Origin of the sequence: Gluconacetobacter johannae (genome assembly GCF_014174305.1) — a bacterium.
Classification (GTDB): domain Bacteria; phylum Pseudomonadota; class Alphaproteobacteria; order Acetobacterales; family Acetobacteraceae; genus Gluconacetobacter; species Gluconacetobacter johannae.
The window spans coordinates 26,931-42,201 of sequence record NZ_JABEQH010000018.1 but is presented as its reverse complement, the minus strand read 5'-3'; the positions used below and the strand labels follow the sequence as shown (position 1 = coordinate 42,201).

Genomic DNA, 15,271 nt, shown 5'->3' with positions numbered 1-15,271 from the left:
TCATCCGTCCGGTGAATCCCGTATCGGCAACGCCGCGCGACGCCTCACCGTTTTGTGCGATCGCACCAGGACGCACCCACTGGGACGCGCCCCCTGGGATGCGCCCCTGGGATGCACGGTGCGGACGGCAGACATGTCCTTGCGGAGTCGCATTGACTTACAAAAGTGAATTATCCAGAAATAAATCCTTAAACCTTCTTCGCATGAGAGAAGCCAGCTACATGACGCCTGTCCCGCAGAGACGGTTTTTTGAATCCCTTTCCCATAAGTTGATAGGCACCGCCGGGGCCGCATTCGCCGTCATTCTTTGCTGCGCGATCGCATTGCTGGCCTGGACCACCAAGACACGCGTCGAAGGTTTCGTATATGCCCAGGCCGAGGCCGAGGCGCAGATCGCCGCCAATGAAGTCGCGACAAAGCTGGCCGAGCAGAATTCGGCGGCAAACCTGATGAGCGGCGCCGTGGAAGCCGCGCATGAGGCCGGGTTGCATGACCGTGGCCTCATCGTGGCCATGCTCCGGATGAACGAACGCCGGTTCCCCGATCTCTATGGCTCGTGGATGGAAGAGGCCCCGCTCGGCTTCGACGGAACGAGCGATCCAAAGGCGCCAGGGGACAACACGTCCGGGATCTTCAATCCCTACTGGCTGCGCGGAAGCGACGGCAAGCTCGAATTCTCGGCATTGCCGGCCCATTATTCGCAGTCGTGGTACACACTGCCGATGTCGCAGGGCAAGGGCATCATTACCGAACCCTATGTCGATGAAGGCAGCAACATCGAGATGGTTTCCTTTGCCTATCCGGTGAAATTCGGCGGCAAGGCGATCGGCGTCACCGGGATCGACGCGCCCCTCGACCGGCTTTCGCGCATGCTGGGCACCATGCGGCCCTTCGGCAGCGGTCATGTCATGCTGGTGTCCGGAAACGGCACCTGGGTGACCAATCCGGACGCGCATCTTCTGATGACGGCCTATGCGGGGGACGGCGCCAGGGAACTCGCCGCGGCCCTCGCCGACGGTCGCTCCCGTATCCTGCACGAAATCCACGGCAGGACCATCGAACGCGTGATCTATCCGTTCGCCATCCCGAATCTCAAGACGACGTGGGCCATCATCGTCGATATCCCCGAAGACGTGTTTGCGACGCCGGTCTGGCAGGACGTCAGGATGATGATCCTGGGGGGGATCGTCACCGCGCTCCTTGTCCTGGGGACGCTCTATCTGATGGTCGTCGTGCTGGTCCGCCGCCCGATGGAATCCCTGCTGGCTTCGGTCGAGACGCTCAGCCGCGGCGATTACGCCCGGCCCGTCATGGGCCAGCACCGACGCGATGAAACCGGCACCATCGCGGTCGCCCTCGACGGTTTCCGCGTTGCCCTGGCCACGGGCCGGCGCAACGAGGAGGCGGCTGCCGAGAGCCGTCGCCAGGCCGAGGTGCTGCGCGCCGAAGCCCAGGCCACGCAGGCCGCCCGAGCCGCCGAATTGCAAGACGTCGTCAAGGCGTTGGGAAACGGGCTGGAGCGTCTCGCCGGTGGCGACCTGCTGTTTCGCCTGCGTGCACGCTTCGCGCCCGAATACGAGGTGCTTCGTGAAGATTTCAATATCGCAATGGACAAGCTGCAGGAGGTCATAACATCCATTGCGTTCTCGGCACGGAGCGTGACGGCCGGTTCATCGCAGATCGCCGTGGCCTCGGAGGATCTGTCCCGACGGAACGAACAGCAGGCCGCCAGCCTGGAAGAAACCACCGCCGCCCTGAACCAGATCACGGCCACCGTCCGGAAGACCGCCGAGGGGGCAAGTGTCGCCGATACGCTTGTCAGCAGCGCCTCGGCCGACGCCGAGCACTCCGGCGTGGTGGTGAAGCAGACTGTCGCGGCAATGGCCGGAATAAAGGACGCGGTCGGTGAAATCCGGCACATTCTCGGGCTGATTGATGAAATAGCGTTCCAGACCAATCTTCTGGCGGTCAACGCGGCGGTCGAGGCCGCCCGGGCGGGCAACGCCGGCCGCAGCTTCGCCATCGTCGCCACCGAGGTGCGGGCGCTGTCCGAACGGTCGTCCGAGGCCTCCAAGCAGATAAAAGCCCTGATCTCCACGTCCAGCGAGCAAATCGGTCGCGGCGTGAAGCTGGTTGGCGAAACGGGCACTGCGCTGGACCGCATCGTCAGCCAGGTCGGGCGGCTCAGCGAATTCATTTCCCGGATCTCACTGGCGGCGCGGGACCAGGCAAGCGGACTGAGCGAGGTCAATGCCACCATGAGCCAGATGGATCGCGTGACCCAGCAGAATGCCGCGATGTCCGAACAGTCGAGCGCGGCCTCCCATTCCTTGAACAAGGAGGCAACCGTACTGTCCCGCCTGGTCGGGGAGTTCCATATCGGCGAGCCGGAGACGCTTCGTGCGACGCCCCAGCCTCAGGAGAAAACTTCAAAACTCGTCAATTCCGCCAAGAGCCGCTGAATATCGACGCGCGCGCCTCGGCGGCACGGCTCAGGGCGCTGCCCTGAAACCCGCCAAAGGGCTCGGCCCTTTGGAAACCCAGTCGTTTTTCCCTGATCGGGGTCCAGGGCCTCAGGCCCCGGATCCTGGGTAACGGGTGGGTTCGGGCAACGCCCGATCCGGAGAAAGCGCCTCGCCAATTCCCCGACCATACCCTAGAACACCGGGGCATCAGACCCACGGGGCGCGGCAACGCGCGCCCTGTCCTGTCCCGTCCTTTTGTCCCGAACGGTGTGGCCTGCCTCATGCTTCAGATCGACTCTCTCGTCTTCAACGCCTGGGGGCGGCGCTTCTTTGACCGTGCCTCGGTGACCTTGCCGAACCCGTCGAAAGTCAGCCTGGTCGGACGCAACGGGGTCGGCAAATCGACCCTGTTCAAGCTTATCATGGGCGAGTTGCAGCCGGATTCCGGCGAGATCGCGATCCCCAAGGCCGCCCGGGTCGCCGCCGTGGACCAGGAACATCCCGCGACGCCCACCAGCGTGATCGATACGATCCTGGCCGCCGACACCGAACGCGCGGCGCTGATGGCGGAACTGGAGACCGCCGAACCCGAACGCATGGGCGACATCTGGTCGCGCCTGATCGAGATCGACGCCGACAGCGCGCCCGCCCGCGCCGCCGAGATCCTGAACGGGCTGGGCTTCTCCACCGCCGACCTCGACCGGCCGATGGCCGAGTTCTCGGGCGGATGGCGGATGCGCGTGGCGCTGGCCGCCGCCCTGTTTTCACAGCCCGACCTGCTGCTGCTGGACGAGCCGACGAACTATCTGGACCTGGAAGGCGCATTGTGGCTCGAGGCCCGGCTGGCGCGCTATCCGCATTCCGCGCTCATCATCAGCCACGACCGGGAGCTGCTGAACAATTCGGTCGATTTCACCCTGCACGTCACCGAAGGCAAGCTGGAACTGTACAGCGGCGGCTATGATTCGTTCGAGCACCAGCGCGCCGAGAAGATCCGCCTGCAAAGCGCCACCCGCGCCAAGCAGGAGGCCGAGCGCGCCCACCTGCAATCCTTCGTCGACCGCTTCAAGGCCAAGGCCAGCAAGGCCGCGCAGGCGCAAAGCCGCATGAAGCGCCTGGCCAAGCTGGAACCCGTCGCCACCACGATCGAGGCCCGGGTTTCCCCCTTCATCCTGCCCTCGCCGCCGCGCCCGCTGGCCCCGCCGCTGATGCGGCTGGAGGGGGTCGAGATCGGCTATGGCGACGACGCGCCCGTCCTGGCGGGGCTGGACCTGCGGCTGGATGTGGACGACCGGATCGGGCTGCTGGGGGTGAACGGCGCCGGCAAATCGACCTTCGCCAAGATGGCCGCCGGCGCGCTGGCCGCCCGGTCCGGACGGGTGACGCGATCCGGGCGGATGGAGGTCGGCTGGTTCCACCAGCACCAGATCGAGGCCCTGAATCCCTCCGATACGCCGCTGGACATCATCCGTGCCGCCCGCCCGACCGACAGCGACCAGTCCCATCGCTCGCGCCTGGCGCAGTTCGGCATCCATTTCGAGAAACAGGGCACGACGGTCGAGGCCCTGTCGGGCGGCGAACGCGCGCGCCTGCTGCTGAACATGGTGGCGATGGCCGCCCCGCACCTGCTGATCCTGGACGAACCGACGAACCATCTGGACATCGACAGCCGCCGCGCCCTGCTGGACGCGCTGAACGATTACGAGGGCGCGGTGATCCTGATTACCCACGACCGGTCGCTGATGGAACTGGTGGCCGACCGGCTCTGGCTCGCCGCCGACAATACGGTGGCGCCCTTCGACGGCGACATGGACGATTACGCGCGCTTCGTCCTGGACCGCGCGCGCGGCGGCGCCTCCGCCCCGTCGCAGGCCGCCGCGAAGGAGAAGCGGCGCAAGGGCAAGCGCTGACGCCGATCAGGGCGCAACGGGCGCGATGCGGACCAGCAGATAGGGACGTTCCTGCATGTCCCGCCCCCCGTGGAAGACGGGCAGGCGCGACCATTGCCCCACCGTCATCCACAGCACGTCCCCGTCCAGCGCCAGGCTGTCCGGGGCGATCAGGCGCGGATCGTGGACGACCATGAACAGCCGCCCGTCCGGCGTGCGCCGCAGGACGCCGTGGCGTTCGATATCGGTGATGTAGAGGCTGCCGTCCCGCGCCGTGGCCATGCCGTCCGCGACGCCGGCCTCCCCTTCGTCACGCACCGCCCGTTCCAGTGCGTCGTCCGTGACCGCCGGGTCCGCCAGCAGCGCCGTGGGCGCGCTGTACAGGCGGCGCGAGGACAGCGGCGCCCAGTAGAGGCGGCTGGCGTCCCGGTCCAGGGCGATGCCGTTCACGCCCCCCTGCCCCATGGCGGGATGGGCAAGGTCGTAGCGGGCCATCCGGCCGTCCACCTCCATCGCGAAGCCGGGTTCGGCGCTGACACAGGGCCGGTCGGCCAGCACGCGCCGCGCCTGCCCGCGCGCCAGATCGACGACGATCAACGCCGGATGGCCGGCCTGCGACGTGTCCGACAGATAGGCCGTCCCCGCGGCCCCATGCGTCAGATCGACCCGCACGTCGTTTACATGGGAATCCGGCCGGACGGCCGGCGCGTGCAGGGCGATGCGGGCGAACAGCGCGCCCGACGCGGGGTCGATCCCGATCAGGGCGGGCCGCGGCGCGGCCCGGACGCCGGCCACCATCCCTTCGTCCACCACCCACAGGCGCCCCCTGGCGTCACGCGTCATGCCCAGCGGCGACAGGAACGTCCTTTGCGCGGCCGCGCTGGGAAACGGCAGAAGGCGGCCATCCATCCATGTCGCCAGGCGCGGCCCCGGATGATCCTGGGCGCTGGTGGGAAAGGACAGCACCAGCCGCCCGTCGGGCAGCAGGGCGATCCCCGACGGCTCGGCCTGCGCGAACCGCCCCACGACATCGACATTGCCCGAAAGCGCCGCGCCATGGTCCACGCTGTCCGCGCCATCCGCGGGCCGGACCAGTCCGGCGGCCAGAAGGACGCCGCACAGCGCACGGGACAGGCGGGAAATGATCGGCATCGTGCGGAACCTGGGTTTCATTTCATTCATGACCACGTCCAGGGCCTCAGGCCCCGGTGGGTTCGGGCAACGCCCGACCTGTCCCGCCTGTGTCATTGCCGTCATCGGCCCGGATGTCATCCGTATCGCGGCAGGATAGGCGACGTGACACTTGTTACATATCCAAGGATGATGGCGCGCTGGCTGTCCGGCCTGGGGATGGACGCCGCCCCCGAACGGCTGCTGACGAACGGCGCGCAGCAGGGGCGGGCTTGGGGCGCCCGACCCCCAGTCCGCCCACGCCGCTATTGCTTCTGCGCCAGCAGGGGAATGATCGCCTTCGCCAGGTCGTTGCCCCAGCTCTGGTAAAACGGGGCGGTCAGGTGGACGCCGTCCTCGGTCTCGACCTTGCCCGGCTGGAACAGGGTGGTCGAATCAATGTAATGGCAGGGCGCCACGTCCTGCTTCAGCAGGGCCGCCAGTTCCGTCACACGCTGGTCGGTCTTGCCGTAGCGGGGGTTGTACTGCCCCCAGGTCGGCCCGACCCAGATGCAGGTCGCGGACCCGATCTGCCCCACCAGGGCGTGCACCTGCTCGTCGATCCAGTCGCGGGGCAGCGTCTTCTGCCCATATCCGGCCATCGCGTCGCCGAACACCGTAATCACCGCGTTGGGATGCCACTGGGCCACCAGCGCCGTCATGTTCGGCGGGGCCTGGTCCTTGCCCATGAACAGCTTGATCGGCTCGACCCCCACGCGCATCGTATAGCCGCACGCGTTCGCGGGCTTTTCATCCACCCAATCCTCGGGTTTCGACGAACACAGGCCATAGGTGACGACTTTCGCCCCCTGCCGCGCCAGTTCGTCGGGCAGCGTCGCCAGCAGCGAGTTCTTGAAAGTGATGTGACTATCGCCAATCAACAGCACGGTCAGACCGACCAGTAACGGGTGCATTCCGCCCTCATTCCTTTTTCCAGACCAAAAGCGTCAGACGCTTCCATATTCCATGACGAACGCGTCACCCTCGCGCGGCTGATCCGGCCGCCAGGTGATCGCGCAGCCGCCCACCGCATCCGGCTGCCGGCCGATCCATGTTTCGTATACCCCCGCGAGGCACGCGGCCAGCCAGTATCCCGAAGGCACGCCCATACCGCCCAGCGTAGGCAGCCCGGCATGGCGGATCTGCAGGACCTGCCGCCCCCGATCCAGCGACAGGCCGACCCGCCCCCAGCCGACCAGCGCCAGCAGGGCGTTCATCTCGTGCTCCATCGCCTCGATCGTCGCACAGGGCGGCAGCACCAGCCGCTCGGCCATGCGTGCGCCGACCCCGCGCAGGAAGCGATCCCGCGCCGGCGCGCCCGCCTGTTCGTCGAACGCGCGGGCGAATTCGCGCAGGAAAAGCGTCAGGTCAGCAGACATGTCAGGGCATACCCATGAAATCGTAATGGACGGACAGGCCGGCCGTCGTCTCGCTCCACGGCCCGGCCTTCTGATAGATGAAATTGCCGCCCACGCGCAGCGTCGGCGTGACCTGATAGGACAGCAGCGCGTCCGCACCGCCCACCAGGCCCGAAGCCGACCGCGCGCGCGCCAGGTAATTCGGGTCCTGTTCTGCCGTAAGATCGCGCTCGGCATCCCGCTGGGAATAGGACTGATAGCCCGCCGATCCGCCGATCTGCCAGGTCCAGTTGCCCTGATGACCCGCGTACCGTACCGGCACCAGAAGCGCGAAATAGGATTGCGGCGAGAAATATCCGCCATGCCCCAAGGTAAACAGGTACTGGTTGTTGTTGTATTTGAACCAGTTCATGTCAATGCCCAGCCGCACGTCATGCACCGCGTCATGAAAGACCGAGACGCTGCCGCCGGCCCCGGCCTCGTATTCCTCGTTGTCCTGGGTGCGCTTGCCCTGAAGGTAGGAAAATCCACCCCCGGCATAGAACGACATCATCTCGTCGCCATATTCAAGCTGCCCGTGGGCACGATCGCGCACGACCCCGCCCCAGTTCACGCCAGACGCATCGCGCCACCCGCCATAGGCCAGGAGGCTGTCCGTCACCGCGCGGCGTTCGGCCGTGACCCGCAGGCGCAGGCGGTTCGCCACCTGCGGGCTCAGTTCCACACCGCCCAGCACATTCATGATGCGGAAGCCCAGAGGGGACGACCCGACATCGGCCTTCAGCCACTTCCACGTATAGGCGGCGTCCGTCGCAACGCCGACCGCACTGCCCTCGGTGGCCTCCATCATGTCGTCGGCGCCAGACGCAAGCACCGTCGGCGTGAGGCCCAGCGACACCCGGCCCGGCCCGACGGCGAGCGAACCCGTCATCGCCAGGTCGCCCTCGGTCAGCTTGCTCGACCCGATGCCCGAGCGCCCCCTGAACACCGGGTTGATCTCCACGAACGGGGCGAATTCCCGCGCCGTGCTGGTCACGTCGTTGTCGATAAGGGCCAGGATCGGGTCCTGCTCGCCCGGCTGTGCGGCATGCGCGTCCGCGGCCAAGGCGCGGAACGGGTTTTCGGCCGGGCCGTCGACACCCTCCCCGGCCCGGTCGGCGCCGATCTGCTGGCGGCGCAGCGCGCGGGCGCGCGACAGGTCGTCCAGACTGGCGACCCAGTTGCCGCCGGCCCTGTGGATGGCGGCCGAGGCCAGCCAGGTGCGCGGGTCGGCCGGCGCCTGCTCGGTCATCTCGCGCAGCTGGTTGTCGGCCTCGTCCGGATCGTCGGTCTGAAGCGCCAGCCGCACGACCGACAGGCGGGCGTCCAGGTCGGTCGGGTCGTGCGCCACCACCGCCTTGCTGATCGACAATGCCATCGCGGGCCGGGAACTGGACTGGTACAGCCGCGCCAGCGCCAGGCGGGCCGCCGGACTGGGCTGGCTGCCGGACAGCGCGGGCTGCAACACGTCGAAGGCGTCGGCCTGCCGGCCCTGCGCGTTCAGGCGGTCCGACGTCATGACGGCCAGGCCGGTCTGCAGGTCGCGACGGACCTGTTGCTGCTGGTCGTCCAGGCTGGCGTCATCGACGTGCTCCAGCATGTCGCGGACTTTCTGCGCTTGCTGCATCCGCAGGAACGTCCCGGCATAGGCCAGGCGCTGCGCCACCGGCGGCGACGGCGTGGCGTCGAGAAACGCCTGCAACACCCGCGCCGCGCCGGCCGGATCGTGCCGGTCGATCATCGCATTGGCGATCAACCGCCCCCGCGCGCCGTCCGGGTCATGCCCCTTGCGGGCAATCTGCAGGAAATACAGCCGGGCCTCCGACAGATCGACGGGCGCGTTCTCGACCAGTTCCTGGTCCTGCGCCCGATCGGCGATGCGGCGGATATCGGCGGTCATGCCGGCACGCGGCAGGCGCGCCAGCAGCAGGCGCACGGTCCGCATATCGTTGTTCTGGTTGGCGAAATAGATACTGGCTTGCAATGCCGCAACACTGGGGTGCCGATCGTCCGCCAGCAGCGGGGCCATCACCTCTCGGGCCTCATCGCGGTTGCCGGCCTGCACCAGCGCCTGCGCCAGATGCAGCCGAACCCACGGATCGCCGCCCTGCGTATCCAGCCCCTGCCGCAGCAACGAGATCTTTTCATCCAGGTTCGTCGTGCGTTCGGCCCGCGCCACCAGGTCACTCGCCTGGACCTGCCGCTCGAACGCCGGCGAGAGCCGGCGCAGGCGATCCATCAGCGCCGCCGCCTCCTGCGCGCGCCCCGAGCCTGCCAGCAGGTGATACAGCCCCTGCAACGCGGTCTGGTTGTTCGGCTCCTTGCGGAGGACCTGCCGGTACAAATCCTCGGCGCTGGCCTGATGACCCTGCCGGTGTTCGATATCCGCCTTCAGCGCCAGCAACCCGGTCTGTGACGGGTCCAGCGCCAGCATGTCATCCGCCAGCCGCCGCGCCTCGTCGAGATGTCCCTGCTCCAGCAAGGCCCGCACCTGGGAATAGGCCTGCGAAACCTTCAGCCCGTTCAGGGCGTCGCGCCATTGCGCCGCGTTCTCGGGGTCGGCCTGCATGGCCTTTTCCAGCAGGTCGCGCGCCTCCTGCGGCCGGCCCTGCCGCGCGCGGACCAACCCCAGGCCGCCCAACGTCGCACCGTCATTGGGCGCACGCGCCAGCGCGGCGGCGAAATGCGTCCCGGCCCCTTCGATATCGTTGCTGCCCAACGCCTGAAAGCCCTGCGTGCGCTCCAGCACCGCCTGCTCGGACACCCCCGCCTGAGCCTTGGACCGCAGGGCCTGGACATCCGCATCGCCCGGGTTGATCGCCAGCCAGGCGTCGAAGTACGGCACGCTCTCCGGTGCTTCCTGCAGCCAGTTCAGCGCCGCGCGCCACGCCTGGCGGATCGCGTCACGGTCCTGGGGCTGCAGGTTCGGCAGCCCCGCCATCTGCTGCAGGCGTGCAAGCCCGTCCGTCCGGGTCTGCACGCGCCAGGTCAGCACCTGGGCATAGGCGATCTGCGCGGCCATGTTGTTGCGATCGGCCTGGACCAGTTTCTTCAGCCCCTCGCGTCCCTCCTCGCGATAGCCTATCGCACCGGCCAGGGTCTCGTAATATTCCACCGCGTATTGCGGCGGCGGCCCGTTGGGAAACAACCGGCGATATCCGGCGGCGGCGGCGCCCGTGTGGCCCTCCCGCGCCAGTTGGCGAACCTGCGCGATGCTGGAGTCGGGCACGGCCTGCGCCTGGAGCACCTGGTTCAGCCTCAGGGTCTCCGGCGCCGTCGGCGCGATGGCGGTCAGGGACTGCGCCACCTTGCGCGCGCCCTCCAGGTCACCGGAATGCAACGCCCATTCGCCCGACAGCGCCATGACCCGCGTATCGCCCGGCGCAATCTGCCGCGCCTGCGCCAGGGCCTGCTGTGCGTGGTCCATCTGGCCGTGATCGTACCAATATCGCGCCCGCTCCAGCAGGATCGCGACCAGCCCCGCATTCTGGTCCGCGGCCGGGGCCGCGACCTGGGCGCGCGCGATTGTCGACAGCCCCAGCGGTGACGCCCCCAGCAGCAGCAATCCGATACCGGTTCCCGCCAGCGCCCTCGTCACTGCGCCCGCCCATCCCCGTTGCCGGGGCCAGGCGCGTCACGCGGGTCGAGATAGGCCTTGCGCCGCGCCGCCCGCCGCGACATCTCCTTGTGCAGCGCCAGGCCGGCGACCAATGCGCCGAGTGCGGCGAACAGCGTCACGCGGACCGGATGGCCGCGCAGGAACCAGTCGAACCACAGCCACCAGGGCAGGGTTCCCACCGTGTAGGTCGGCCCGTTGCGCGACGCCACGATCTTGTCGCCGTTGATGACCGTCAGGTCACCCTGAATGCCGCGCTGCCGCGTGGGAACCTGCAGGGCATGGACCAGTTCGTCCAGCCCCTGCGGCGTGCCCGCCAGCATCATCACCATCGAACGGTGCGCCGCGAACGGCGAGCGCGCGCCGATCAGCGCCCCGCCGGATTCCAGCCCCAGAGAGCCGTTCACCGTCACCGTCCGCAATGCGTCCGGCGCCGCGTCGGCAAAGGCATAGCGGATGCCGTTCAGGATGCTGCGCTCGGCCACGCGCAGGCGTCCGTTTTCGATCCGGTACGGGGTCTGGCCAAGCAACGTGGCGATCGGGCCGCTGTTCTGCACCATGCCCATGACCAGCAGGTCGCGGTCAGCGACGGCGCCGATGCCGCCGGCGCCCACGATCGTCACCCGTTCCGCCGGAAACCAGGTATAGGAGCCCAGCACCCCCATCAAATCCAGGAACGCCGTCGCCACCGCCGGTCCGGGCTGGTCCGGCAGGACCACGACCGTGTCCGACAGATCCGCCATCCGCGTGAACGGAAAGCCGCTGTTCGCGAAATAGGCGAGGTTGGGCAGGGTGGTGAAATGATGCGCGCGACGGAAATCGAGGGTCGAATCCGGATCGACGCTGACGGCCATGTCCTGCGCCACCACGCTGCAATCCCGCCGGGCCATCGGGCGGCCGTCGAAATAGAACTGCAATTCGTTCTGGCCGTAGACGCCCCATGGCGGCAGCGCCAGCCGGTCCGCCTCCAGCGCCGAATCGAGCGGCAGATATTGCGCGATCCAGCCCGGCAGTTTCCGTGGCGGACGCCAGGCATAGCTGTGCAGGTACAGCCCGTTCAGGCTGACATCCACCCGCGTCTGCTGCAGGTCGAAATTGCTGGCCAACGGGGTATGGATGCGGAAATCGGCAATGAAGGGCCGGTCGCGCCAGGTGTACAGGTCCGGCGAAATGCGGAACGGCACCGCCAGCGTGCCGGGCACATAGCCATAACCCTGAAGCGCGCCGACGCTGACCAGCTCCCCGAAGCGGACCACCCGGTCGGTCGGGATAAAGGCCGGGGCGTCATAAGGCCGGCGCGCCGGCACGCTGACGGGCACGACCGTCTGGCTGGGCGCGCTGGCCAGGGATTCGGGCATGAACACCAGGGTGCGGGCGGCGGCGGCCACCTCGTCCTCGGTGCGGCCGGTCACCAGCAGGATGGTGCCGAATGGATCGTTCGGATTGGCGATTTCCGCCAGTGTCGGCCCACCGACCGCGACCCCCTTCGTGATGGCGGGCGGCAGGCGCGACAGCACGCCCACGGCCACCGCATTGCCCGACGCCGGCGCGGTCTCGGACACCGGGAAGCCGACCCTGTGGAAGTCCGCCAGCCGGCCGAACCACGACGCGACGACCGCCGCCGGCTTCAGCGTCGCGGCCTCCGCCCCCGCGGGCAGCACGAACGGCACCACCGCGGGTTCGGCGACCGTGGGGTCGAGGAACGGGGCCGGCAGGTGCGACAGGATCCGCCGGGGCGGCAGCGGGGCGGTGGTCAGCGCCAGCGTCGACTGGCCCGACACCTCGGCCCACAACATGCCGCTGTACGGATTGCTGCACCCCTGCCCCCCCGTTCCGACCGCGTCCTCCTGCCCGGCGAAGGTGAAATTGATCGTGTTTTGCCCCAGGAAGAACACCGGGTTGATCTGGAACGTCACCGGCCCGAAAGTCGGATGGTCGCGATCGGCGGGAATGGTGCCGATATACTGGTCGTTCAGCCGGACGGTCACGCTGCTGGCCGACGGCAGCAGGGCCGGCGATATCGCCCCGCTCAGGGTCAGGTGCGCGGCGGTGACGACCTGGCTGCCGGGAATGCCGAAATTCAGCCCCTGGATCGCCCCGAAGGGCGTCATCCGCAGGGATTGCGGCGCGCCGAACTGACGCAGCGTGCGCGTCCGGGTGGAGGTGCCCGGCAAATCGCCGGCCGGGGCGTCGGCGGGCTGGGCGGGCTGGGCAGCCGGCGGCGCGGCCGGCACGGCATCGCCACCCTGCGACGCGCCGGCATGCTCGGGCAGCAGAACGGCGTCATCGCCTCCGGACGGCGCACTGGTGGAGGGGGGCGGCCCGGACGGAATCGGCGCGGCCGGGTCAACCGATGCGGGCGTCAGCGCGGCCGGATCCACCGGCGGCGGAATCGGGCCAGCCGGGCTTGTCTCCGCCCGCACCACGCCCGGGAACAGCAGCGCCGACGACAGCGCCAGCATTCCCGCCAGCATCAGGGGGGCGCCGGTCTTGCGGGGTTCCACCGTGACCGAGCGGCGGCGATTGACGCTGACGCTTTGCCGCGCGCGCCGCGCGGCCTTGGCCGCGTGGGCATCGCGGCTGGCGCTGGCCGGACGGTCGCCGCGCGTCGCCAGGCTACGCAGGCTGGAGACGATCATCCACAGGCTACGCAGCGGACGATCGGGCGGGTAGTCCGCCCACGAAACCCATGCATCGGCACGGCCGAACACGAAACGGATCAAGCGCGCCTCATCCTGCAGGGTGGCCGGGGTCCATTGCAGGTTCACCACGCCGTCCCGCAGGGCCAGCGCACGGGCGCTGACCGGCGGATCGTGCGGCTCCAGCAACATATGCACCGAGGCGCCGGAAACGAACGTCTCGCCCGCCGCCAGGTCCAGTTGCACGCGGCAGCCGCCGCGCGACACGTCGATGGTCGTGCCCCGGCACAGGCGGCCGTCAGCGGTACGCAGGGTCACCGGCAGCGTGGCGGCAATCCGCGCGTCGCGCCGCACCTGCCGCGTCTCGTGCCCCACGGTGATGGCCACCAGCACGATCAGCATGCTGACGCCGATCCAGGCCAGGTTCGTCCACAATGCATCGATAGTCAGCCGGTCGTTGTGGACCGCCAGCAGCCGCCACACCCCCCAGCCGGCCCCGCAGGCCAGCACGCTCAGAAAAACGAGGTTGGGATAGATGGCCCGCCAGTCGGTATAGGAACGATCGAGGATGCCGCCCTTGTCCGTCACGTTGAATTTCCCCAGCCGGGGCATTAGCAGGGTAACGATCGTGATCCGCACCAGGAACAGCGCCAGCACGGTTTCGTAGATCTCGCTCCAGAACGAATAGCGCCAGTTCTTCTGCACGCGCGACGAGGTGGCGATGCAGTGAAAGAAATGGGGCGCGGCATAGGCCAGCAGCGCGACGGGCGAGGCCGCGATCAGGGTCTGGTTGAACAGCAGGTACGACAGCGGCGCGCTCAGGAACACCAGACGCGGGATGGCGAACAGGAACCCCGCCATGGCCGAGAAGTAGCACAGCCGCTGCGGCAATGTCAGGCCACGCCCCAGCAGCGGGTTGTCCAGGCGCAGGATCTGGATCATGCCGCGCGCCCAGCGGATGCGCTGGCCGATATGCAGGATCAGCCGCTCGGTCGCCAGCCCGGCCGCCAGCGGCATGCGAAGATAGGCGGTGGACCACCCCAGGCGCTGCATCTTCAGGGCGGTGTGGCTGTCCTCGGTCACGGTCTCGGTGGCGATCCCGCCCACCTGGTCCAGCGCCCGGCGCCGCAGCACCGCGCACGAACCGCAAAAGAAGGACGCGTTCCAGAAATCGCTGCCGTCCTGGACCAGGCCATAGAATACGTTGCTTTCGGGCGGCACATTGCGCCCTTCCGACAGGTTTCGCTGGAACGGATCGGCAGAATAGAAATGATGCGGCGTCTGCACCAGCCCCACGCCCGGATCGACCAGGAACCAGCCCATGGTGGTCTGCAGGAAGGCGCGGGTCGGCACATGATCGCAATCGAAGATCGCGATGTACTCGCCCCGGGTGACCGACATCGCGTGGTTCAGGTTGCCCGCCTTGGCATGGGCATTGTTCGGGCGCGAAATATAGCCCGCGCCGCACGCCTGCGCGAACTCCAGGAATTCCTCGCGATGGCCGTCGTCGAGGATATAGACGTTCAGCCGGTCGGCGGGCCAGTCCATGCTCATGCACGCCAGCACCGTTCCGCGCACGATAGCCAGGTCCTCGTTATAGGTCGGGACATAGACATCCACGCTGGGCCAGGCCGACACGTCGTCGGGCAGGGGCACCGGCTTGCGCTCCAGCGGATGCAGCGTCTGGAAATAACTCAGCACCAGCATCATCAGGGCGTAGCCCTCGGCCAGCAGCAGGCCGGTGCTCAGAAACGCCTGCGGCCAGGATCGCCATTCCACCGTCTCGGTCAGGCGCCAGGCGACATAGCGGAACGACACGACCAGCGACAGGATCTTGAGGAACAGGGTCGCCTCGCCACCCTCCCGGCGGTCGACGACGAAGAACAGCACGATGCCCGCCGCCGCCACCACCAGTTGCTGGTCGTCGGACAGCAGCGCCAGCGTCGCCATCAGCGCCGTCGCCGAACCCGCCAGCCCGCACGCCGCCAGGAATTTCGACCCGTGCCGCCCCTCGGCCAGGCGGGCGCAACGGTAGCTCAGCCACCTCACCAGGCGATTGCCGAGCAGGCCGGAGGAGCGGCGGGCCATCGTCTTC

General features: G+C 68.2%; 7 protein-coding genes. 2 read left to right on the top strand and 5 right to left on the bottom strand.

Annotation, left to right across the window (positions count from 1 at the left end; genetic code table 11):
- Window positions 1-98 precede the first annotated feature (98 nt).
- Both HLH21_RS13145 and HLH21_RS13140 read left to right on the top strand, forming a co-directional pair.
- A complete protein-coding gene (locus HLH21_RS13145; RefSeq protein ID WP_246379720.1) occupies window positions 99-2,462 on the top strand; it encodes a methyl-accepting chemotaxis protein in 2,364 nt (787 codons plus the stop codon).
- 284 nt (window positions 2,463-2,746) lie between these two features.
- Window positions 2,747-4,375, top strand: a complete 1,629-nt coding sequence (locus HLH21_RS13140; protein WP_182944210.1) for an ABC-F family ATP-binding cassette domain-containing protein — start codon at window positions 2,747-2,749, stop codon at window positions 4,373-4,375.
- Window positions 4,376-4,381: 6 nt separating this feature from the next.
- Here HLH21_RS13140 and HLH21_RS13135 read toward each other — a convergent pair whose 3' ends face one another.
- The 5 genes from HLH21_RS13135 to bcsA all read right to left on the bottom strand — a co-directional run bounded on the left by HLH21_RS13135 (window position 4,382) and on the right by bcsA (window position 15,264).
- Window positions 4,382-5,506 carry an SMP-30/gluconolactonase/LRE family protein gene (locus HLH21_RS13135; RefSeq protein ID WP_182944209.1) on the bottom strand — a complete coding sequence of 375 codons (1,125 nt, stop codon included), beginning with the start codon at window positions 5,504-5,506 and terminating at the stop codon, window positions 4,382-4,384.
- Window positions 5,507-5,790: 284 nt separating this feature from the next.
- Entirely contained in the window at window positions 5,791-6,438 is a 648-nt protein-coding gene (locus tag HLH21_RS13130; RefSeq protein ID WP_182944208.1) for an SGNH/GDSL hydrolase family protein, read from the bottom strand.
- Between the two features lie 33 nt (window positions 6,439-6,471).
- A complete protein-coding gene (gene bcsD / locus HLH21_RS13125) occupies window positions 6,472-6,903 on the bottom strand; it encodes a cellulose biosynthesis protein BcsD (protein ID WP_182944207.1) in 432 nt (143 codons plus the stop codon).
- Window position 6,904: 1 nt separating this feature from the next.
- On the bottom strand, window positions 6,905-10,519 hold the full coding sequence (locus HLH21_RS13120; protein WP_182944206.1) for a cellulose synthase subunit BcsC-related outer membrane protein: 3,615 nt from the start codon (window positions 10,517-10,519) through the stop codon (window positions 6,905-6,907).
- On the bottom strand, window positions 10,516-15,264 hold the full coding sequence (bcsA, locus tag HLH21_RS13115; RefSeq protein WP_182944205.1) for a UDP-forming cellulose synthase catalytic subunit: 4,749 nt from the start codon (window positions 15,262-15,264) through the stop codon (window positions 10,516-10,518). Before bcsA ends, HLH21_RS13120 begins: the two co-directional genes overlap by 4 nt.
- Between the last annotated feature and the right edge of the window lie 7 nt (window positions 15,265-15,271).

Excerpts from the sequence above, each read along its gene's own strand:
- HLH21_RS13145 (WP_246379720.1), top strand. The coding sequence starts at position 99 with ATGCGCCCCTGGGATGCACGGTGCGGACGGCAGACATGTCCTTGCGGA.
- HLH21_RS13140 (WP_182944210.1), top strand. The coding sequence starts at position 2,747 with ATGCTTCAGATCGACTCTCTCGTCTTCAACGCCTGGGGGCGGCGCTTC.
- HLH21_RS13135 (WP_182944209.1), bottom strand. The coding sequence starts at position 5,506 with ATGCCGATCATTTCCCGCCTGTCCCGTGCGCTGTGCGGCGTCCTTCTG.
- HLH21_RS13130 (WP_182944208.1), bottom strand. The coding sequence starts at position 6,438 with ATGCACCCGTTACTGGTCGGTCTGACCGTGCTGTTGATTGGCGATAGT.
- bcsD (WP_182944207.1), bottom strand. The coding sequence starts at position 6,903 with ATGTCTGCTGACCTGACGCTTTTCCTGCGCGAATTCGCCCGCGCGTTC.
- bcsA (WP_182944205.1), bottom strand. The coding sequence starts at position 15,264 with ATGGCCCGCCGCTCCTCCGGCCTGCTCGGCAATCGCCTGGTGAGGTGG.